Source organism: Variovorax sp. P4_B11 (genome assembly GCF_056402355.1).
The window spans coordinates 11,843-33,129 of sequence record NZ_JBFUHO010000047.1 but is presented as its reverse complement, the minus strand read 5'-3'; the positions used below and the strand labels follow the sequence as shown (position 1 = coordinate 33,129).

Below are 21,287 nucleotides of genomic sequence, written 5' to 3'. Positions count from 1 at the left end.
GCCGGCTTCGCGGAGCCGGTAAAATCCCCCGATTCTCGCCGCCCGCATCGCCGGGCCGCTTTCCAGGGGGCCGCCGCATCAACCGATCGTCCCTTTTCCGTTCTTCTCACAATTCATGTCGTCCCCCAACCTGCACCCCATGCTCAATGTGGCCGTCAAGGCCGCCCGCGCCGCCGGCGCCATCATCAATCGCGCCGCGCTCGACGTCGAAGCGGTGCGCATTTCGCAAAAGCAGGTGAACGACTTCGTCACCGAAGTCGATCATGCGAGCGAGCGAGCGATCATCGAGACGCTGCTCACCGCCTACCCGGGGCACGGCATCCTGGCCGAGGAATCGGGCACCGAGCACGGCGCCAAGGATTCGGAATTCGTCTGGATCATCGATCCGCTCGACGGCACCACCAACTTCATCCACGGCTTCCCGGTCTATTGCGTGTCGATCGCGCTGGCGGTCCGCGGCAAGGTCGAGCAGGCGGTCATCTACGACCCGAGCCGCAACGACCTGTTCACCGCCACCAAGGGCCGCGGCGCCTACATGAACGACCGGCGCCTGCGCGTCAGCAAGCGAACCCGCCTGAACGAATGCCTGGTCTCGACCGGCTTCCCGTTCCGCACCGGCGACAACTTCAAGCAGTACCTGGCGATCATGGCCGACCTGATGCCGCGCATGGCCGGCCTGCGCCGCCCGGGCGCCGCGGCGCTCGACCTGGCCTATGTCGCGGCCGGCTTCACCGACGGCTTCTTCGAGACCGGCCTCAACATCTGGGACGTGGCGGCCGGTTCGCTGCTGGTCACCGAAGCCGGCGGCCTGATCGGCAACTTCACCGGCGAACCCGAGTTCCTCGACCAGCGCGAGTGCCTGGCCGGCGCGCCCCGCATCTACGGGCAGCTGGTGCCGCTCCTGGCCAAGTACTCCAAGTTCGCGGGCATCGACGACAAGCTGCGCGCCAGCGACCGCATCCGCGCGGTCGATCCGTCGGCGCACGCCGGCGACACCTACGCCCGCAGCACGATCGAGGCCGCGCCGGCGCCCCCCGCCGGCGACGAGCCCGCGGCCGACGCGCCGCCGGCGCCACGCAAGCTCACGCGGATCCGCCGCGAGGCCCCCGTGACGCCCGCCGAGGGCGACGCCGCCGCCAAGTGATGGAGGCGCAGCGCGCGGCCGCCGTCCGCAGCCGCGCCGCGATGCGCGTGGCGCTGGGGCACTACATCGCCAACGGTGTCTCGGTGGCGCTCGGGCTGCTGCTGATCTCCGGCGGCGTGCACCTGGTGCTGGGGACGCTCGCGGCGTCGGCCGCCTCGGTCGGCGTGATCGTCACGGCGCCGCCCGACCTGCCCGCTCCACGCCGCGGCAAGCTGCTGCAGATGCTGCCGGCGCCGCTGATCGGGCTGCCGCTGTTCTTCCTCGTGCAGCTGCTGCACACGGCCCCCCTCCAGCTCGGCCTGGTGCTGGTGCCGGCCACCTTCCTGGCCTTCCTGGCGATGGCCTGGGGCAAGCGAGGCATCCCGATCGCGATCGCGGTGATGTTCTCGATGATCTTCTCGATGGCCACGCAGAAGCCGGCCGACATGGCCGAAGCGGTGCAGCGCACGCTGCATTTCGGCCTCGGCGCCGGGCTCTACGTGATCTACGCGGTGCTCGCCAACCTGGCGCTCAACGCCCGCTACCGGGTGCAGGTGATGGCCGACCTGCTGCTATCGCTGGCGGCGCTGATGCGCACCGAGGCGCGCCAGTTCACGCCGCTCGATGAATCCGGCGATGTCCGCGAGGTGCCGGCCTCGCTGCTCGGCCTGCTGCTGGGCCAGCAGGCGGCGCTGGCCGACCAGCTGCAGGCGGCCCGCGACATCGTGCTCGAATCGCCGCGCACCCCGTCCCGGCAGCGGCTCGCCGGCATGCTGATGACGGTGCTCGAGCTGCGCGACCTGCTGCTGGCCAGCGAACTCGACCTCGATGCGCTCAAGGCCCACCCGGGCCATGCGGCGGCGCTGGTCGAGATGCGGCGCATCCTCGAAGCCCTGGCCGGCGACACCGCCGCGCTGGCCGACGCCCTGCTGCTCGGGCGCCGGCCCGGGACGGTGCCCGACCGCCGCCACGAACTGACCGCGATCCACCTCGACGAGGAGGCCACGCCTGCGCGCGGCTACACCGGCCCGACGCCGGCGATGCTGGCGCGCGGGCTGGCCAGCCGCATCGGCCACATCAACGACGAAGTGCTGCGCCTGTCGGCCCTGGCCCGCGGCGACCGCGAGCCCGACCTGGCGGTGGTCCGGGCCAGCTGGCAGATGTTCGTCAGCCCGACCGAATGGTCGCTGCGGCCTTTCCTCGCGCTCTGGCGCTGGGACGCGCCCCCGCTGCGCCACGCGATCCGCGCCGCGCTGGCGATCGCCGCCGGCTACGGCATCGCGCTCGCCCTGCCCTGGGGCTCGCACGACTACTGGATCCTGCTGACCATCGTGGTGGTGCTGCGCGGCAGCCTGTCGCAGACGCTGGAGCGGCGCAACAGCCGCGTCGCCGGCACCTTGCTGGGCTGCGTCTTCGCGGTCGCCCTGCTGGCGGCGCACCCCACCCCGCTGGGCCTGCTGGCCGCGATGACGCTGGCCCAGGCGATCGCCCACGGCTTCGCGGTGCGGCGCTACCTGATCACCTCGGTCGCCGCCACGGTGCTGGGACTGGTCCAGGCCCACATGCTGAACACCGGCATGAGCACCACCTTCGCGCTGTTCGAGCGCGTCGCCGACACCCTGATCGGCGCCGCGCTGGCCTGGGCCTTCTGCTACGTGCTGCCCTCCTGGGAGCGCGGCCAGATCCCGTCGCTGGTGGCGCGGGTGCTGAAAGCCCAGGCCCGCCATGCGCGGCTCGCGCTCGGGCTGGGCCAGCTGCGCTCGGTCGGCGTCAGCCCCGAGCTCGAATGGCGGCTGGCCCGCCGCGAGGCCTACGACAGCCTCTCGGCCCTGGTGCAGGCGACGCAGCGCTCGCTGTCGGAGCCGCGTGCCGTGCGCCCGCCGCTCGAACCGCTGGAACACCTGCAGGCCCACAGCTACCAGTTGCTGGCCCAGCTGAGCGCGGTGAAGTCGATGCTGGTGCTGCGCCGCGACCGCCTGACGCCGGCCGAGATCGAAGGCCCGCTGGCGCGCACGGCCCAGCGCATCGAGGCCGCCATCGGCGCCGCGCCCACCAGCGGCCCGGTGATGCCCGAGGGCGCGCCTGCCACCACGCTGTCCGGCCCGATCCCGCTGCCCGACCCCTTCGACAACGACATCACGCCCTGGCTGCTGCGCCGGCTCGACATGGCCACGGGCATCGCGGCGCAGCTGCGCGACGACGCGGCACGCATCCTGCAGCCGCTTGCGGAAGCCAGGCAAGACAGCCCCCAGGCCGCCCGATGATCCTGGAACTGCTCGCCTACCCGTGGTCGGCCCCCCTGCTCGCCGCGCTGCTCGCGCTGCCGCTGGCGCTGCTGGCGCACCGGGTGGCCGCGCTGGTGCTCGACCGCGTCACGCGCTCGGTGCCGACGCTCCACGCGACGCTGCTGGCGATCAAGCGGCCGGCGCGCTTCGTGCTGCCGCTGATCGCACTGCAGCTGGTCTGGCAGGCCGCACCCGAAGACCTGCGCTTCATCGGCAACGTCCGCCACCTCAATGGCCTGCTGCTGATCGCGGCAGCGACCTGGCTCGCGGCGCAGGCGATCAACGGCTTCGCCGACGGCATGGTCAGGCAGCACCCCTCGGACGTGCGCGACAACCTGCAGTCGCGCCGCATCCTGACCCAGACGCGGGTGCTGGCCCGCACCGCCAATTCGGTGCTGCTGGTGGCGGGCGCCGCGCTGATGCTGATGACCTTCCCGGGCGCGCGCCAGGTCGGCGCCAGCCTGCTGGCCTCGGCCGGCGTGATCGGCATCGTCGCGGGCCTGGCGGCCAAGCCGGTGTTCAGCAACCTGATCGCCGGGCTGCAGATCGCGCTGGCGCAGCCGATCCGGATCGACGACGTGCTGGTGGTCGAAGGCGAGTGGGGGCGGGTCGAGGAGATCACCGGAACCTTCGTGGTGCTGCGGATCTGGGACGACCGCCGGCTGATCCTGCCGCTCACCTACTTCATCGAGAAGCCGTTCCAGAACTGGACCCGGCACGACTCGCAGCTGCTCGGCTCGGTCTTCGTCTACGCCGACTACGGCATGCCGCTGGCGCCGCTGCGCGCCGAGGTCGAGCGCATCGTCAAGGCGGCGCCCGAATGGGACGGCCGCTTCTTCAACCTGCGGGTCACCGATGCCACCGAGCGCACGATGCAGATCCGCGTGCTGTGCACCGCGGCCTCGTCGGCGCTGGCCTTCGACCTGCGCTGCACGGTGCGCGAGGGGCTGATCGAATTCATGCAGCGCGAGTACCCGCAGTTCCTGCCGCGGATGCGGATCGAGGGAGAAGGCGGGCGGGCTGCCGCGGCAGCGGAGACGGCGCAGCCCTGAACAGTCAAGCGCCGCGCCGCCCGCGGTCGGCCTTGGGCAGCACGGCTTCGGCGGCCATGCGCTCGGCGCGTGCCTGCAGCAGCCGCAGCGCATCGTCCAGCCGGGCCACCGATTCGGCATCCAGCGCCCCCACCAGTTCGCCATTGATCTGCGTCACCAGCGGGAACAATTCGTCGTACAAGGCCTGCCCGCGCGCCGTGAGCCCCAGCAGCACCCGGCGCCGATCACCGGCCGGATGCTCGCGCGACAGCAGCCCCTTGGCCACCATCGAGCCCACCGCCTTCGAGGTCCGCGCCCGATCGAGCTGCGCATGCTCGGCCAACTGCGAGGAACTCAGTTCGCCGCGGCTGGCCAGCGTGGCGATCAGCCGCCACTCGCGCCGCGTGATGCCGAAGCGCCCCTCGCACAAGCGGATGACCATGCTGCCGCCGACCGCGAGCAGGCGCGACAGGCGGTACAGCAGCAGGTCGTCCAGGGGTCGGCGTGGCGCGCTCATCTCGTGGTAAGTCCTTGGAATGGTTGATTTGATCAATCGAATGCCGCGACTCTAAAGTCAATCCAAAGGAGACAAGACCCCATGCACCACGGAATCGACCGCCGCCACGTCCTGGCGGCCCTCGGCGGCCTCGCGCTGTCGCCGCTGGCGCGCGCCCAGGCCTTCACGCCGGGCCAGCCCATCAAGGTGCTGATCGGCGTCCCGGCCGGCGGCACCCAGGACGTGCTCACGCGCGCCATCGCGCATGAAGTGCGCGACTCGCTCGGCCCGCTGATCATCGACAACCGGTCCGGCGCCGCCGGCCGCATCGCGGTCGAGGCGGTGAAGACCGCGGCGCCCGACGGCCGCACGCTGCTGCTGGGCACGGCCAGCATGATGACCATGTTCCCGGGCGCCTACCGCAACCTCTCCTACGACCCGATCAAGGACTTCGTGCCGATCATCAATGCGGCCCGCTTCGAACTGGCGCTGGTGGTCGGCAAGGACGTGCCCGCCAACACGCTGCCCGAATTCCTGGCCTGGGCCAAGGCGCAGGGCGACAAGCTGAGCTTCGCTTCCTACGGCGCCGGCACGCCCTCCCACTTCCTCGGCGAGATGCTCAATCGCGCCGCCGGCCTGCAGATGGTCCACGTGCCCTACCGCGGCTCGACGCCGGCGCGGCAGGACGTCATGGGCGGCACCATCCCGGTGTACTTCGACACCGTCGGCGGCGCGCTGCAGATGCTGCCCACCGGCCGCGTGAAGGTGCTGGCCACCAGCGGCGACAAGCGCTCGCCGCTGATGCCCGACCTGCCGACAATCACCGAGGCCGGGCTCAAGGGCGTGGTCGCGACCGCCTGGTTCGCGTACTACGCGCCATTGAAGACGCCGCAGCCGATCGTCGACAGGCTGCGCGCCGAGTTCACGCGCGCCGTCAATTCGCGCGAGGTGCGCCAGCAACTGGTGCAGAACGGCATGTACCCGGTGGGCGACAGCCCCGAGGTGCTGTTGAAGACAATGCGCGAGGACACCGCCCGCTGGGGCGGCATCATGAAGGCCGTGAATTTCCAGGCCAACGACTGACCTTTCCTCGCATCGGAGCCCCCATGTTTTCTCGTCGATTCATCCCCCGCCTCGCCGCCGCGCTCGTCCTCGGCGCAGCCACCCTGGGAGCCCAGGCCCAGACGCTCGAGGGCGGCCCGCTTCGCATCGTGGTCGGCTATGCCGCCGGCGGCGCCACCGACCGCGTGGCGCGCATCGTCGGCGACAAGCTGCAGGCCAAGCTGGGCGTCCCGGTGGTGGTCGACAACAAGCCCGGCGCCGGCGGCCGGCTGGCGGCGCAGCAGGTCAAGGCCACGCCGGCCGGCCAGAACGTGCTGATGCTCGCCAACCCGGCCGTGATGGTGGTCGCGCCGCTGGTCTTCAAGGACAACGGCTACGACGCCGAGCGCGACTTCGTGCCGGTCTCGCACGTCAACGACTACGAGTTCGCGCTGGCGGTGTCGACCGCGGTGCCGGTGCGCGAACTGTCGCACCTGCTGGCCTGGATGCGCGCCAACCCCGAGAAGGCCAACTTCGGCGTGCCGGCGACCGGCAGCCTGCCGCACTTCTTCGGCCTCATGATGGGCGAGAAGGCCAAGGTGCGGGCCGAGGTCGTGGGCTACCGCGGCTCGGGCCCGTTGCTGACCGACCTGATCGGCGGCCAGGTGCCGATCGCCTTCGACACCTTCGACGTCGACTTGCCGCAGCATCAGGCCGGCAAGATCCGCATCCTGGCGGTGTCGGGCGCGAAACGCTCGGCCTTTGCGCCCGAGATCCCGACCTTCAGGGAAGCCGGCCTCGACCTGGTCGCCACCGGCTGGAACACCTTCTTCGCCCCGGCCAGCATGCCGAAGGACAAGGTCGCGCGCCTCTCGCAGGCGATCCGCGAAGTCATGCAGGACCCCGACACCCAGCGCCGCTTCAAGGACACGCTGATGACGCCGGTGGTCAGCACCCAGGCCCAGACCGAGGCCATGCTCACGGCCTACCGCGCGCAGTGGGCGCCGGTGGTGCAGAAGTCCGGCTACCAGCCCTGAAAACCATGCAGCGACCCAACATCATCTTCATCGTCGCCGACGACCTCGGCCATGCCGACCTCGGCTGCTATGGCGGCCGCGACGCGGCCTTCGGGCCGGTCTCGCCGGTGCTCGACGGCCTGGCCGCGAACGGCATCCGCTTCACGCAGGGCTATGCGAACTCGCCGGTGTGCTCGCCGACCCGCTTCGCGATGATCACCGCACGCTACCAGTACCGGCTGCGCGGCGCCGCCGAGGAGCCGATCAACAGCAAGAGCCGCGGCAGCAACACGCTCGGCCTGCCGACCGATCACCCGACCCTGCCCTCGCTGCTGCGCGGCGCCGGCTACCGCACGGCGCTGGTCGGCAAGTGGCACCTGGGCTATCCGCCCGCCTTCGGTCCGCTGCGTTCGGGCTACGAGGAGTTCTTCGGCCCGATGTCGGGCGGCGTCGACTACTTCACGCACTGCGATTCGAGCGGCCGGCACGACCTCTGGTCGGGCGAGGAGGACTGCCCGCAGGAGGGCTACCTGACCGACCTGCTGTCGCGCCGCGCGGCCGACTACGTCGAACGGATGGCGCAGCAGGAGGCGCCCTTCTTCCTGAGCCTGCACTACACGGCGCCGCACTGGCCCTGGGAAACGCGCGACGACGCGGCCAAGGCGCCGGCGGTGAAGGACAACTTGTTCGACCTCACGGGCGGCAACATCCACACCTACCGCCGCATGATCCACCACATGGACGAAGGCATCGGCTGGATCATGGCGGCGCTCGAGAAGCACGGCATGGCCGACAACACGCTGGTGGTGTTCACCAGCGACAACGGCGGCGAGCGCTTCTCCGACAACTGGCCGCTGGTCGGCGGCAAGATGGACCTGACCGAGGGCGGGATCCGGGTGCCCTGGATCGCACACTGGCCGCAGGGCATCGCCGCCGGCTCGGTCAGCGAGCAGCAGTGCATGACGATGGACTGGTCGGCCACGATGCTCGACGCCGCCGGCGTCCCGGCCGATCCTCGGTACCCGCTCGACGGCGTGTCGCTGCTGCCGGTGCTGCGCGACCCGGGCAAGACCTTCGCGCGGCCGCTGCACTGGCGCATGAACCACCGCGGCCAGCGCGCGCTGCGCGACGGCGACTGGAAGTACCTGCAGGTGGACGGCAACGAGTACCTGTTCAACATCCCGGCCGACGAGCGCGAGCGGGCGAACCTGGCGCGCAAGGAGCCGGAACGCCTGGCCGCCATGCGCGAGGGCTGGCTGGCCTGGAATGCGACGATGCCGCCGATTCCGGAGGATGCGACCGTGAGCCTTGGCTACTCGATCAAGGACATGCCGGGGAGATAGGCTCGCCCCCAGGTTGCCCCGCACTGCGTGTCGGGGCGCCCACCCCCTGCCGGGGGCAACACCAGCGGCCCGGCAGAGCCGGTTCCGCGGTGTCACTGTTGCTCGCCCCCAGGTTGCCCCGCACTGCGTGTCGGGGCGCCCACCCCCTACCGGGGGCAACACCAGCGGCCCGGCAGAGCCGGTTCCGCGGTGTCACTGTTGCTCGCCCCCAGGTTGCCCCGCACTGCGTGTCGGGGCGCCCACCCCCTGCCGGGGGCAACACCAGCGGCCCGGCAGAGCCGGTTCCGCGGTGTTTTCACCAGCGGGCCGGGCTGCGCCGGCCGTGAAAAAGCCCGCCGAAGCGGGCTTTGCCGTTTGTACCGCCTGGGTCAGCTGGCTTGCAGGGGCTGCGGGGGGCGCTGGGCCGAGGCGCGCAGGAAGTGGACCGTGCGGACCAGCGCCCAAAAGGCGGCACGCAGGCTCTCCAGGGCCGGGGCGAACACCGAAGGCTCGTTGCGGCCAAGGTGGCTGGCTTCGTCGTTGGCCAGGTCGCGCTCGAAGGTGTCGGTGAACTTGGGGTTACGGGAGAAATAGGCAGTGGAAGCGGTCATGGTGTCTATTTTAGGGGTTTACCCTAGTTTTCAAGCCCCCGCGACGCCATGACCACGCACAAGGAATGGGATTTCGTCACGCTTTGCACCGTGTAGGCGCAGATCGCTCTCGAAGGCCCCGGATGCGCGCGACATAGGCGCGACGTGGGTCATCCAAGATTTGACTTTGATGCGATTTAGATATATCTTTATCGAATCAGATATCAAACAGAAAGACATCTTCCATGCGAGTTCACAGAAGCTTCCTGCACGGCCATCCGCGCGGCGAACACGGCGATGGGCTGGGCGGCGGGCGGGCCGGCGCGATCGAGCACCGCGGCGGACGCGGCGTTGGCGGCGGCGGCCGGATCTTCGGCCACGGCGGCCTGCGCTTCGTGCTGCTGCAGCTGATCGCCGACAAGCCGAGCCACGGCTACGAGCTGATCAAGGCCATCGAGGAGCGCCTCGGCGGCCGCTACAGCCCGAGCCCGGGCATCGTCTACCCCACCCTCACACTGCTCGAGGAACTGGGCTATGTCAGCGTCGATGCCGCCGATGGCGGCGGGCGCAAGCGCTACAGCGTCACTGCGGGCGGCCTGGAATTCCTGGCCGCCAACCGCGCGACCACCGACGAGTTGATGGCCCGCATGGCCGGCGGCGTCGACGGTGCCGGCCCGCGCGCCGGCCGGCCGCCGCAGGTGGTCCGCGCCATCGAGAACCTCAAGCTCGCGATGCGCCTGCGCCTGGCGGCGCCCCTCACCGAACAACAAGCCCACGAATTCGCCGCAGTGCTCGACAGCGCCGCCCAGCAACTGGAACGCGTTTGACCCCATGACCGATACCTCCACCGCCTCCTCCACCCCCGACCGCCTGCCGCGCCGGGTGCGCCACGAACTTCGCTTTCGCAAGCTCGAGGTGCGGGCCGTGCGGCGCATCACACCGCATCTGATCCGCATCACGCTCGGCGGCGACGAACTGGCGGGCTTCAACAGCCCCGGCTTCGACGACCACGCGAAGATCTTCTTCCCGGACGCAGTGACCGGACAACTCACGGTACCGACGACAGGGCCCGAAGGCCCGGTCTGGCCGCCCGGCCCGAAGCCGGCGATGCGCGACTACACGCCGCGCCGCCATGACGCCGCCGCGGGCACGCTCGAGATCGACTTCGCCCTGCACGATGCCGGTCCGGCCACGCAATGGGCCGAGTCGGCCCGTCCCGGCGAGAGGGTCGGCGTGGGCGGACCCCGCGGCTCCTTCATCATCCCGACCGCCTTCGACTGGCATCTGCTGATCGGCGACGACACCGCCCTGCCGGCGATCTCGCGGCGCCTGGCCGAACTGCCAGTCGGCGCGCGTGCCGTGGTGCTGGCTGAAGTCGATAGCGAAGCCGACGAAATCGCCTTCGACACGCAGGCATCGCTGGACCTCCAGTGGGTGCATCGCCGCGGCACAGCGCCCGGCACCGGCTCGCCGCTGCTCGACGCGCTGCGCCAGCTGACACTGCCCGAGGGCGATTTCCACGCCTGGGTGGCCTGCGAATCCACCGCCGCCAAGGCGATCCGCGCCCACCTGGTGGGAGAACGCGGCGCCCATCCGAAGTGGGTCAAGGCGGCCGGCTACTGGCGCCGCGGCGCCGCCGCCACCCACGACACCCACGACGACTGAGCGCGCGTCCACCCCCCAAACGCGCTATGCCGCGCGGCCGTTTGACTGTCGGCCGACAGCGCTCGAAAATCCCCCCTTCTCTGAGTACTTATGCCTTAGACGTCGATTGAACCAAGGGGGCAAGAGATGAGCACCGGACCTGCACACTGGCAGTACTTGTTTGCCGTGTTGACCGGGGCGCTGCTGCTTTTCGGCGCCATGTGGGCATGGCGGCGCATGGCGATGCGCCGCGAGGCGGAGCGGCGCATCGAAGCCGCAAGGGTGCGTTCGGGCCATGTGCCGCTGGAGATCCCGACCGTGCGCGGCGGGCTCGGTGCCTCGGGGGACTCGGTCCCCGACACCCTGCCCGAGTGGTTCATCCAGGGCAAGGGCGAACACGCGATCGTCGACGAAACGCCACGCATCCGGGTCCGCTACGTCGACGGCCACGACCGAAAGGTCGAATGCACGCTGCAGGTCGATCACCTGGACCTGCAGAAGAAGCTCGTCATCGGCCACGGGGAACTCCCCGGCGACATGCGGCGGCTGCCGCTGCATCGCATCACGTCCGCCCGCATCGCCGACTCCGGCCAGCGTTTCAACATCGACACCTGGGTCGACGCCGTGCGGGTCGCCCGGCGGCGGCGCGGCCAGGCCTGAGGCGCTCTCGTCCTCGGCTCAGCCCGCGACCCGGATGTGATCCGGTGCCAGGCCTTGGCGATGCCGCTGCCACATCGCATCGAAGGCGGATTCGAGCCGACGCGCGAAACGCTCCGAATCGAACAGCGGCGAGTTCGTCCGCTGATGCTGCAGCCGCTCGCGCAGCGCGGCCAGGCGGGCCGGCGAGGTCGCCAGTTCGAGTGCGAGACCTTCGTACGCCGCCACGCTGCGGGTCACGAGTTCGGGCAGCCCGACCGCCGCCAGCAGGCTGGCGCCGACACGCGCCGGAAAGGTGGCGCCGGCCAGCGTCAACACCGGGACGCCGCCCCACAGCGCGTCGCTGCAGGTCGTGTGCGCGTTGTAGTGGAAGGTGTCAAGGAACAGGTCCGCGTGCCGGTGGCGCGCCAGATGGTCGGCCAGCGGCATGCGCGCGGCCCAGACGATGCGCTGCGGATCGACGCCGCGCCGGGCGGCCTCGGCGCCGAGCGCGCGCTGGGCTTCGTCGTTGCTCTCGAGCAGCCACAACACGCTGCCGGGCACGGCGTGCAGCAGGCGCATCCAGACATCGAACACATCGGGCGTGATCTTGTGAATGTTGTTGAAGCAGGCGAACACCAGCGCGTCCGGTGGCAGGCCCAGTTCGGCGCGGCTGCCCGGATCGCTGCCGATCGCCTTGGTGTCGTCGTTTGGGAAATAACTGTCCGGCAGCCACACCACCTTTTCGGCGTAGTGGCAGAACTCGTCCTCGGGGATGAGGGTCGCGTCGGCCAGGATGTAGTCCATGAAGTCGCAGCCCATCGATCCCGGAAAGCCGAGATAGTTGACCTGCAACGGTGCTGCGCGGCCGGCGAAGATGTTCGAGCGGAAGCCCTCGGTGAAGCCGTTGAGATCCACCGCGATGTCGATGCCGGCGGCTCGCGCCAGCGCCGCGATCTCGGCGTCGCTGCGCCCGGAGACATTGCTGAAGTGCTCGAGCGCCTCGGCGACGCGCGCGCCAACGGCGTCCTGAGGATGCGACCCGAGCGCGAAGCCGAAAGTCTCGAAACGGCTCCGGTCATGGCATTCGAACACGCGGGCGATCAACTGCGACGTCGGATGGTTGCGGAAGTCGGACGAGAAGTAGCCCACCCGCAGGCGCCGGGCCGGATCTCGAGCCTCGACGGCGCGCTCGACCGCCGGCTGCGGCGGACACTGGTCCTGCGCATAGATCCGGGCCGAGCGCAGCAGGGTGGCGGGGCCGGCGGGCACCGGCATCAGGGTGAAGGGGGTCGCCGCCTTTTCGCCGGCATCGACCCGGGCCACCACCCGGCTCACCTGCTGCGCCCAGTCGTCCCACCGGCACACCGCCATCGCGGCGTGCAGCCGTTGGCCGGCCAGATAGTCCCTTTGCGGCGCCAGCTGTTCGACCCGGTCGTAGCACGCCAGCGCCTCGGCCGGCCGCTTGAGCAGGGTCAGCGTGATGGCCTGGTTCATCCAGGCCGGGACGTCCTCTGGGGCGAGCGACAACGCGCGACGATAGCTTTCGAGCGCTTCGGCGCCGCGGCCGAGTTCGGTCAGCGCGGCGCCGCGATCGCTCCAGTCGTTCACGCGCCCAGGATCGAGCACCAGCGCGCGCTCATAGTGCTGCACGGCGGCGCCGAAGCGATGCAGGGTGGCCAGCGTGCCGGCCAGGTTGGATTGCAGCTCGGGAGAGCGGGGATTCAGGCGCTCGGCGCGGCGAAAGGCATCGAGCGCCTGCTCGTGTTCCGACAGCGCGCCGTGCGCCACGCCCAGTTCGTGCAGTCCCTCGAAGTACGGGCCGGCCAGCTTGAGCGAACGGCCGAAGGAAGCGATGGCCTCGCGCGCCCGGCCGCGCTGCGCCTGGACCCGGCCCAGGTAGAACAGCGCCTCCGGGGAGCAAGAGGGCAGCGCGGCGGCCTGCTGCAGGAAATCCTCGCAGGCGGCGAACTCCTGGCGATTGCCGCAGATGTAGGCCAGGAGCTCGCAGGCCCGGCCATTGCGGGGATCGCGCTCGACCGCCTGCCGCAGCAGGCTCTCCGCCTGGGCGATCTGCCCGGTTCGGAAATGTTGTTCGGCCTGGGCCACCAGTTGCATCGTCGTCTGCATCCAGCGCTGCGAGAGCCACGGAACGGGCCGCCGCAGCGCGAGGCGGCCCTTCCACCATGAATGACGCCCATCGGGCGGCGCCATTGTGCGGCCCCGTCCCCCTTCAAGACAACCACAGGTCTCCCAGGATGGAACCTGGACCGCGCAGAGCCAAGGCCGACGACGACCCTGCGGTGGACGAGCTGCCACGAACATCGATGCAGCGCTGCTTTTCCTCCTCCAGCGCGAAGGGGGGCGCAGGAATCCCGCTCGCCTTCAGAGCGTCTTCCGCATACTTGTGACAAAGTGCGCGAGGGCAAGTGCAGATCCGACAAAGGGCGCTTGTTCGGGGCGCCCCTCTATGTCCCAACGCTCACGCGGGCGGGCGGCGCGCCTTCTGAAGTGTTCGACCATAAAACCGCTTGCGACGCATGCGCAGCCGGTAGCCGATCGCCAAGGTCGCAGCCAACACGCCCCATTTGACGTATGCGCCGCTCCACCAAGTGACCGCGATGTCTCCCCCTCGCATCGACGATGGGTAGGACGCAGCACCCCAGTAGCTCAGCGCCGGCCAGAAGCAGACCCAAAGGCCGGCGAACATCAGCCAGATCAGGGCACCGGGCTCAAGCAGTTCGACCTTCCAAATGAAATACCCGGCTCCGAGGAGCGCGATGAGGCCGGAAAATACCCTGGTGCCGGTCGCGAAGTCCAGCCCAAGCAGCCTGGAAAACCACCACATGACGAAGGCCGCCAGAGCCATCGCCGCCAGCAATCCGAGCAAGATCCAGCCGTCGCTGTCGCCGCGTTCCCTCATCAAATCTCCCTGAATGAATCGTTGATCGCCAACGGCAGCCAGCATCTATCGAAACGCGTGCGTGCAAAGCGAACCATGTCTGGTTAAAGCCGAGAACTTTCCGAGCCGATTGCAAGCAATTCGCCAATCCGATCCATTGGCGAACCCATGGAGCACATGAGGCCGCCGTCCACCAGGCGATGAGCCCGTGGACCCAGGTCGATGGATCAGGCGGGCTTGCAGTTGTCGAACGGGCTTGCTGGCCTCGGATGCCGGAGGCCTCGAGCCAAGGCCCCGGACAGCCGTCCACCATAATGTGCTGGCCCGCGTGCAAGCGCTTTGCGGCGCGCGCGTCGAAGCGCAAATGAATCGGCTGCCGGCGCAGCTTTCCTGATGACCCGTTCAGCCCCTCCGCGCAACTTTCAGAATCAGCAGGTCAAAACCTACGCTTTTCGCGCAAGCGCAGCCAAATCTTGTTAGGTACCCGCAAGTTGAATCAGACCGTCATGAATCGCGACATCCCCAATGAAATCAACGGGATAGCTCAAAAAGGCCTTTCCGCTCAAGCAGCTGCGAAGCCTGACCTTTCGGGCCATACGCCCATGATGGCCCAGTACCTCGGCCTCAAGGCGGACCACCCGGACACCCTGCTGTTCTACCGGATGGGTGACTTCTACGAACTCTTCTACGCCGACGCCGAAAAGGCAGCCCGCCTGCTCGACATCACGCTGACCCAGCGCGGCCAGTCGGCCGGCCAGCCGGTCGTCATGTGCGGCGTGCCCTTTCATTCGGTCGACACCTACCTCGGACGGCTGATCAAGCTCGGCGAATCGGTCGCGATCTGCGAGCAGGTCGGCGAGGTCGGTGCCGCCAAGGGCCCGGTCGAGCGCAAGGTGGTGCGCGTGGTGACGCCCGGCACCCTGACCGACGCCGAACTGCTCAACGACAAGAGCGAGTCGCTGCTGCTCGCGGTGCATGCCGGCTCGCGCAACTTCTGCGGGCTCGCCTGGCTCAGCGTCACCGGCGCCGAGCTGCGGCTGGCCGAGTGCCCGGCCGATGCGCTCGAAGCCTGGATCGCGCGCATCGCGCCGAGCGAGCTGCTCTACAGCGCCGAGGTCACACCGGCCTTCGAGCAGCGCCTGAAGGCCGCCCGCAGTGCCACGCCCTTCACGCTCTCGCTGCGGCCGGCCTGGCAGTTCGACGGCGGCCTCGGCGAGCGCAAGCTCTGCGAGCAGATGGGCAGCGTCAACCTGGCGGCCTGGAATGCCGAGTCGCTGACCAACGCGCACGCCGCCGCCGCCGCCCTGCTGGGCTACGCCGAGCACACCCAGGGCCGGGCGCTCGCACACGTGCAGCGGCTCACGGTGGAACGCGATGGCGAGCTGATCGAGCTGCCGCCGACCACCCGGCGCAACCTCGAGCTGGTCCAGACCCTGCGCGGCGAAGACTCGCCGACCCTGTTCTCGCTGCTCGACACCTGCATGACCGGGATGGGCAGCCGGCTGCTCAAGCGCTGGCTGCTGGCGCCGCGGCGCGACCGCATCGCCGCACAGGCCCGGCTCGAAGCCATCGCCGCGCTGCAGGCGCCGCCGCCCGGCGGCACGGCCGCGCCCTGGCGCACCCTGCGCGAGCAGCTCAAGAACACCAGCGACGTCGAACGGATCGCGGCCCGTATCTCGCTGCGGCAAGTGCGCCCGCGCGAGCTGGTGGCATTGCGGATGGCGCTGGCCAAGGCCGAAAAGCTGGCGCCCGCCCTGCCCGGCTCGGCCGCGCTGCTGGCGCAGATGGCCGGCCAGCTCGCGCCACCGGCCGGCTGCGTCGAACTGCTGGTCGCCGCGATCACCCCCGAACCCTCGGCGCTGATCCGCGACGGCGGCGTGATCGCCAACGGCCACGATGCCGAACTCGACGAGCTGCGCGCGATCAGCGAGAACTGCGACGACTTCCTGCTCCAGCTCGAAGCCAGCGAGCGCGAACGCACCGGCATCAGCAACCTGCGGGTGCAGTTCAACCGCGTGCACGGCTTCTACATCGAGGTCACGCAAAGCGCGCTGGCGAAGGTGCCCGACAACTACCGCCGCCGCCAGACGCTGAAGAATGCCGAGCGCTACATCACGCCGGAGCTCAAGGCCTTCGAGGACAAGGCGCTGTCGGCCCAGGACCGCGCGCTGGCACGCGAGAAGTGGCTCTACGAGCAGCTGCTCGACGCCCTGCAGCCCTCGGTCGCGGCGCTGGCCCGGCTGGCCGGCGCGATCGCGACCCTCGACGGGCTCTGCGCGCTGGCCGAACGCTCGCACACGCTGCACTGGCGCGCGCCCGGTTTCGTCTCCCATCCCTGCATCGAGATCGAGCAGGGCCGCCACCCGGTGGTCGAGGCCCGCCTGGCCGAAAAATCGTCGGGAGCGTTCATCGCCAACGACACCCGCATGGGCCCGCAGCAGCGCATGCAGGTCATCACCGGCCCCAACATGGGCGGCAAGTCGACCTACATGCGGCAGGTGGCGATCATCGTGCTGCTGGCCTCGATCGGCTCGCACGTGCCGGCCGCGGCCTGCCGCCTGGGGCCGATCGACGCCATCCACACGCGCATCGGCGCCGCCGACGACCTGGCCAATGCGCAATCGACCTTCATGCTCGAGATGACCGAGGCGGCGCAGATCCTGCACGGCGCCACCGCCCATTCGCTGGTGCTGATGGACGAGATCGGCCGCGGCACCAGCACCTTCGACGGCCTGGCGCTGGCCGCCGGCATCGCCGCCCAGCTGCACGACCGCACGCGCGCCTTCACCCTCTTCGCGACCCATTACTTCGAGCTCACCGAGTTCCCGGCGACGCACCACGGCGCGGTCAACATGCACGTGAGCGCCACCGAGGCCGGCCGCGACATCGTCTTCCTGCACGAGATGCAGCCCGGCCCGGCCAGCAAGAGCTACGGCATCCAGGTGGCGCGGCTGGCCGGCATGCCGGCCGCGGTGGTCAACCATGCGCGGCAGGCGCTCGAGGCGCTGGAGGCGCAGCAGACGCATACCCGCGCCCAGGTCGACCTGTTCGCACCGCCGCCGGCCGCCGAGGCGCCATTGGCGAGCGCCGTAGAATCCGCCCTGACCGCGATCGATCCGGATGCGTTGAGCCCCCGCGAGGCGCTCGAAGCCCTCTACACACTGAAAAAACTCCAGGCGCGCGAACAGGGCTGATGGTCCGATTCGTGCAAGACGACCTCATGACCTACTGCGTCGGCATCAAACTCAACGCCGGACTGGTGTTCCTGTCCGATTCGCGCACCAATGCGGGCGTGGATCACATCAGCACCTTCCGCAAGATGATCGTCTACGAGCAGCCGGGCGACCGCGTCATGGTGCTGCTGTCGGCCGGCAACCTGAGCATCTCGCAGTCGGTGCGCGAGATCCTCCAGATCGAGGAACTGCGCGAGACCCGCGAGGACGGCGAGGAAAGTCCGCCGATCACGATCTGGAACGCCAGGAGCATGTTCGACGCCGCCCGCGTGCTGGGCTCGGCCGTGCGCCACGTCTACGACCGGGATGCCGAGGCGCTCAAGCACGCCGGGCTGGACTTCAACGTGTCCTTCGTCTTCGGCGGCCAGGTCAAGGGCGAAGGCATGCGCCTGTTCCTGGTCTACGCGGCCGGCAACTTCATCGAGGCGACCACCGAGACGCCCTACTTCCAGGTCGGCGAGTCGAAATACGGCAAGCCGGTGCTCGACCGCGTGCTGACGCCCGATACGCCGCTCGACGAAGCCGCGAAATGCGCGCTGGTGTCGATGGACTCGACCATGAAGTCGAACCTGTCGGTCGGACTGCCGCTCGACCTGGTGGTGTACGAAGCCAACGCCCTGCGCACCGACAAGGTGGTCTGCATCGACGCCGACAACCCCTACTACCGGATGATGCACAACAGCTGGGGCCAGAAGCTGCGCGAGGTGTTCGACAGCATCGAGGACCCGGTCTGGGACGACGCCTACACCGAGCACCCGCTGAAGATGCCCGCCACGCGGCACAGCCCGCTGCGCAAGATCTCCACGCCCGAAGAAAAGCTCATCTAGCAGCGCAGCGGGGCGGCCCGCATTTCCCATGCTTCCTCCCCTCATCTTCTCCCACGGGAACAGCTTTCCCGCGAGCACCTACCGCGTGATGCTCGACAGCCTGCGCAACCGCGGCTTCGACATCGAGGCGATCGAGAAATTCGGCCACGACCCGAAGTACCCCGTCACCGACAACTGGCCGCACCTGGTGCAGCAGCTGGCCGACTTCGCGCAAGCCCGTGCCGATCGCGCCGGGGCGCCGGTGCTGCTGGTCGGCCATTCGCTCGGCGGCTTCCTGAGCCTGATGTGCGCCGCCCTGCACCCGGCGCTCGCCAAGGGCGTGGTGCTGCTCGATTCGCCGCTGATCGGCGGCTGGCGCGCCGGCACCATCAACCTCATGAAGCGCACGCCGCTCATGAAGAGCGTCTCGCCCGGCATGATCAGCCGCAAGCGCAAGAACAGCTGGGAGCACCGCGAGGCGGTGTTCGAGCACTTCCGCAGCAAGAAGGCCTTTGCGAAGTGGGACGAGCGCGTGCTGCGCGACTACATCGAGCACGGCACCTTCGACCTCGATGACGCGCGAGCCTTGAGTTTTGATCGCGACGTCGAGACCGCGATCTACGACACCATCCCGCACAACCTGGGCGCCCTCTTGCGCGCCCATCCGCTCAAGTGCCGCGCAGCCTTCATCGGCGGCCGCCAGTCGGTGGAGATGAAACGCGTCGGCATGGCGATGACCCTGCAGGTCACCAAGGGCCGCATCATGATGCTCGACGGCACCCACCTGTACCCGATGGAAAAGCCGATCGCTACAGCGGCGGCGGTCGAGGCGGCGTTGCGCAACCTGCTGGTCTAGACATCATGGTCGCCGTCCCAGGGTAGACGGCCGGCGATCAGTCGGCCCAGGTGACGACCCCGCTCCACGCGGTCGCCAGCACCACGATGCCGAAGGCGATCCGGTACCAGGCGAAGGGCATGAAGTCGTGGGTGCTGATGTAGCGCAGCAGCCAGCGCACGCACAGCCAGGCGCTCAGGAACGAGAACACCAGGCCGACCGCGAACAGCGGGATGTCGGCCGCCGACAACAGCGCGCGCTCCTTGTAGAGGCTGTAGACGCCGGCGCCGATCAGGGTCGGAATGGCGAGGAAGAAGGAGAAATCGGTCGCCGCCTTGCGCGACAGTCCCAGCAGCATGCCACCGATGATGGTCGAGCCGCTGCGGCTGGTGCCCGGAATCATCGCGAAGCACTGCACCAGGCCGACCTTGAGCGCGTCCCAGGGCGTCATGTCGTCGACGTGCTCGATGCGCACCGAGCCGGGCGGCCGCCGCTCGGCCCACAGGATGATGAAGCCGCCGATGATGAAGGTACTGGCCACCACGGACGGCGTGAACAGATGCGCCTTGATCGCCTTGCCGAACAGCAGGCCCAGCACCACCGCGGGAAGGAAGCCTACAGCGACGTTGAGCGCGAAGCGCCGCGCCTTGGGCTGGCGCGGCAGCGTGACGATGGTCGAATGGATCTTCTGCCAATAGACCAGGATCACCGCGAAGATCGCACCGGTCTGGATCGCGATGTCGAAGACCTTGGCCTTGTCGTCGTCGAAGCCGAGCAGCGAGCCCGCAAGAATCAGGTGGCCGGTCGACGAGATCGGCAGAAATTCGGTCAGCCCCTCGACGATCCCCATGACGGCGGCCTTGACCAGCAATACGATATCCACGCGCACTCCTTGAAAGAGCGTCGATTATCGCGATCGCGGCGGTCAGGCTCCGTTCAGATCAGGACGGTGAGATCACGCGCACGACCACCTCGCGATGGTCGCGGAAACCCATGCGTGCGTAGAGCCGGTGGGCGCTCTCGTTGTCCCGCATGACATGGAGGAAGGGCGTCTCGCCGCGCTGCAATTGGCGGCGAATCAGTGTTGCGGCCAGCCGGCGCGCAAGGCCGCGGCCCTGGAAATCGGGATGCGTGCACACGCCGCTGATCTCGCGCAAGGTGCCGGCGCACATGCGCTCGCCGGCCATGGCGATCAGGCGATCACCTTCGAAACAGCCGAAGTAGTCGCCGAGTTCGGGCGTTCTCGGTCCGAAGGGCCCCGGACGGGTCAGCACGGCGAGTTCGACCGCCTGCGCGGCATGTTCCGGCCGCAATGGCATGGCACCGAGTGCCCCGTCATCGTCGGGCATCGCGCCCTGCCACACCATCCGGAACATGGTCGCGTCCAGGTCGATCCGCCAGCCCGCGGGTGCGCTGCCGGACCAGTCCATGCAATAGAAGCGGTCGCCCGGCTCGCAGAAGGGCGTCAGGTCGTCGAGATCGGGCCTTTCGGCATTCGCGAAGCCGACGATCGGGGAAAAGCCCGGGGCGTAGCGGCGGGCGCGACCGGTGCCCGTCGCGTAGCGCGCGTGCGGGCCGGCGAGCGTGTTCCAGGCGATGTTGTCGAGCAGTGGGTGCATCGTGGCTGCGATCCTAACGGCTCGCACCGGGGAAGCGACCTGCTCGACGCCATCCGCCGCGAAATCAGACCGATCGCCGCCGCAATGCGCGCACCGCGCTGTCGACCGTGGTCAGGACCGGCAGCCCCGTCGCCGCTTCGCAGGCCGCCCGGGCCCGCGCCATGCTGAACTGGGCCAGCGCGATGCGGGTGCAGCCGCGCGCGCGCAGTGCCCGGGCCTGGGCGGCCACCAGCGCATCGTGCCGTTCGCCATCGCCGGCATTCAAGGCCTCGAGCGCACCTTCGGCGAGCGCCGGCTCGAGCACGACGCCGGGCGGGAATTCGGGCGGCATCGATGCCAGCGTCGGCCCGAAGCTCGCGATCAGTCCGAGCCGCCCGGCACCGGCCGCGGCCTCCTCGACCATCGCCTCGTTGGGCTTCAGCACGGGCATGCCCGCATGCCGCCGCGCCACCGCCTCGATGCACGGTCCGAAAGCCGAGCAGGTGAAGAGGATGCCCTGGGCGCCGCAATCGACCGCGTACTGCGCCAGCCGCTGGAAGCGTTCGTGCATCGCCTCGTCGAGCCCTCGCCCGGTGCGTGCGAGGTCGGCCGAGAGGCTGTCGTCCAGCAGGTTCATGCGGACGGCTTCGGGCCAGTCGCGGGCCATCGCTTCGTTGATGGGGGCGACGGAATGCGCCAGGGCGTGGATGAGTGCGATGCGGGTCATGG

19 protein-coding genes are annotated in these 21,287 nt (G+C 69.4%); 12 read left to right on the top strand and 7 right to left on the bottom strand.

Features of this window, described 5'->3' with window-relative positions:
• Positions 1 to 115: 115 nt before the first annotated feature.
• The 3 genes from AC1DYD_RS30280 to AC1DYD_RS30270 are packed head-to-tail and all read left to right on the top strand — an operon-like array spanning position 116 to position 4,460.
• The gene (locus AC1DYD_RS30280; RefSeq protein ID WP_478176447.1) at positions 116 to 1,144 is read left to right on the top strand and encodes an inositol monophosphatase family protein; all 1,029 of its coding nucleotides are present in this window, start codon (positions 116 to 118) and stop codon (positions 1,142 to 1,144) included.
• Positions 1,144 to 3,387, top strand: a complete 2,244-nt coding sequence (locus AC1DYD_RS30275; RefSeq protein ID WP_478176446.1) for an FUSC family protein — start codon at positions 1,144 to 1,146, stop codon at positions 3,385 to 3,387. The genes AC1DYD_RS30280 and AC1DYD_RS30275 overlap by 1 nt, the downstream gene beginning before the upstream one ends.
• Positions 3,384 to 4,460 (top strand): mechanosensitive ion channel family protein, encoded by a 1,077-nt coding sequence (locus tag AC1DYD_RS30270; RefSeq protein ID WP_478176445.1) that lies wholly within the window; start codon positions 3,384 to 3,386, stop codon positions 4,458 to 4,460. The genes AC1DYD_RS30275 and AC1DYD_RS30270 overlap by 4 nt, the downstream gene beginning before the upstream one ends.
• A 4-nt stretch (positions 4,461 to 4,464) precedes the next feature.
• On the opposite strand, the gene AC1DYD_RS30265 is transcribed toward AC1DYD_RS30270, so the two are convergent.
• Positions 4,465 to 4,956, bottom strand: coding sequence for a MarR family winged helix-turn-helix transcriptional regulator (locus tag AC1DYD_RS30265; RefSeq protein WP_478176444.1), 492 nt, complete (start codon positions 4,954 to 4,956; stop codon positions 4,465 to 4,467).
• Between the two features lie 81 nt (positions 4,957 to 5,037).
• Between AC1DYD_RS30265 and AC1DYD_RS30260 the strand changes: the two genes are divergently transcribed.
• Genes AC1DYD_RS30260 through AC1DYD_RS30250 form a run of 3 tightly spaced genes read left to right on the top strand, consistent with a single transcriptional unit; the run spans position 5,038 to position 8,335 of the window.
• Entirely contained in the window at positions 5,038 to 6,018 is a 981-nt protein-coding gene (locus tag AC1DYD_RS30260; protein WP_478176443.1) for a Bug family tripartite tricarboxylate transporter substrate binding protein, read from the top strand.
• A gap of 23 nt (positions 6,019 to 6,041) precedes the next feature.
• Positions 6,042 to 7,013, top strand: coding sequence for a Bug family tripartite tricarboxylate transporter substrate binding protein (locus AC1DYD_RS30255; protein WP_478176442.1), 972 nt, complete (start codon positions 6,042 to 6,044; stop codon positions 7,011 to 7,013).
• Positions 7,014 to 7,018: 5 nt separating this feature from the next.
• Complete coding sequence (locus AC1DYD_RS30250) at positions 7,019 to 8,335, top strand: sulfatase family protein (protein ID WP_478176441.1); 1,317 nt, start codon at positions 7,019 to 7,021, stop codon at positions 8,333 to 8,335.
• Positions 8,336 to 8,703: 368 nt separating this feature from the next.
• Here AC1DYD_RS30250 and AC1DYD_RS30245 read toward each other — a convergent pair whose 3' ends face one another.
• Complete coding sequence (locus tag AC1DYD_RS30245; protein WP_478176440.1) at positions 8,704 to 8,925, bottom strand: hypothetical protein; 222 nt, start codon at positions 8,923 to 8,925, stop codon at positions 8,704 to 8,706.
• 224 nt (positions 8,926 to 9,149) lie between these two features.
• Here AC1DYD_RS30245 and AC1DYD_RS30240 point away from each other — a divergent pair, with 224 nt between their 5' ends.
• The 3 genes from AC1DYD_RS30240 (at position 9,150) to AC1DYD_RS30230 (ending at position 11,208) form a co-directional block, all read left to right on the top strand.
• Complete coding sequence (locus AC1DYD_RS30240; protein WP_478176439.1) at positions 9,150 to 9,731, top strand: PadR family transcriptional regulator; 582 nt, start codon at positions 9,150 to 9,152, stop codon at positions 9,729 to 9,731.
• Positions 9,732 to 9,735: 4 nt separating this feature from the next.
• Positions 9,736 to 10,569, top strand: coding sequence for a siderophore-interacting protein (locus tag AC1DYD_RS30235; protein ID WP_478176438.1), 834 nt, complete (start codon positions 9,736 to 9,738; stop codon positions 10,567 to 10,569).
• Between the two features lie 126 nt (positions 10,570 to 10,695).
• Positions 10,696 to 11,208, top strand: a complete 513-nt coding sequence (locus AC1DYD_RS30230; protein WP_478176437.1) for a hypothetical protein — start codon at positions 10,696 to 10,698, stop codon at positions 11,206 to 11,208.
• A gap of 18 nt (positions 11,209 to 11,226) precedes the next feature.
• On the opposite strand, the gene AC1DYD_RS30225 is transcribed toward AC1DYD_RS30230, so the two are convergent.
• The gene (locus tag AC1DYD_RS30225) at positions 11,227 to 13,314 is read right to left on the bottom strand and encodes a tetratricopeptide repeat protein (protein WP_478176436.1); all 2,088 of its coding nucleotides are present in this window, start codon (positions 13,312 to 13,314) and stop codon (positions 11,227 to 11,229) included.
• A 352-nt stretch (positions 13,315 to 13,666) separates the two neighbouring features.
• A complete protein-coding gene (locus AC1DYD_RS30220) occupies positions 13,667 to 14,152 on the bottom strand; it encodes a hypothetical protein (RefSeq protein ID WP_478176435.1) in 486 nt (161 codons plus the stop codon).
• Between the two features lie 536 nt (positions 14,153 to 14,688).
• On the opposite strand from AC1DYD_RS30220, the gene mutS reads away from it, so the two are divergent.
• The 3 genes from mutS to AC1DYD_RS30205 are packed head-to-tail and all read left to right on the top strand — an operon-like array spanning position 14,689 to position 18,981.
• Positions 14,689 to 17,280, top strand: coding sequence for a DNA mismatch repair protein MutS (gene mutS, locus AC1DYD_RS30215; protein ID WP_478176434.1), 2,592 nt, complete (start codon positions 14,689 to 14,691; stop codon positions 17,278 to 17,280).
• A 26-nt stretch (positions 17,281 to 17,306) separates the two neighbouring features.
• Positions 17,307 to 18,146 (top strand): proteasome-type protease, encoded by an 840-nt coding sequence (locus tag AC1DYD_RS30210; RefSeq protein WP_478176468.1) that lies wholly within the window; start codon positions 17,307 to 17,309, stop codon positions 18,144 to 18,146.
• Between the two features lie 28 nt (positions 18,147 to 18,174).
• Entirely contained in the window at positions 18,175 to 18,981 is an 807-nt protein-coding gene (locus AC1DYD_RS30205) for an alpha/beta hydrolase (RefSeq protein WP_478176433.1), read from the top strand.
• A gap of 37 nt (positions 18,982 to 19,018) precedes the next feature.
• Here the strand turns inward: AC1DYD_RS30205 and AC1DYD_RS30200 are convergent, their stop codons facing one another.
• The 3 genes from AC1DYD_RS30200 to AC1DYD_RS30190 all read right to left on the bottom strand — a co-directional run bounded on the left by AC1DYD_RS30200 (position 19,019) and on the right by AC1DYD_RS30190 (position 21,285).
• Entirely contained in the window at positions 19,019 to 19,843 is an 825-nt protein-coding gene (locus AC1DYD_RS30200; protein WP_478176432.1) for an undecaprenyl-diphosphate phosphatase, read from the bottom strand.
• A 58-nt stretch (positions 19,844 to 19,901) separates the two neighbouring features.
• Positions 19,902 to 20,579, bottom strand: a complete 678-nt coding sequence (locus AC1DYD_RS30195; protein ID WP_478176431.1) for a GNAT family N-acetyltransferase — start codon at positions 20,577 to 20,579, stop codon at positions 19,902 to 19,904.
• A 64-nt stretch (positions 20,580 to 20,643) separates the two neighbouring features.
• A complete protein-coding gene (locus tag AC1DYD_RS30190) occupies positions 20,644 to 21,285 on the bottom strand; it encodes an aspartate/glutamate racemase family protein (RefSeq protein WP_478176430.1) in 642 nt (213 codons plus the stop codon).
• Positions 21,286 to 21,287 lie beyond the last annotated feature (2 nt).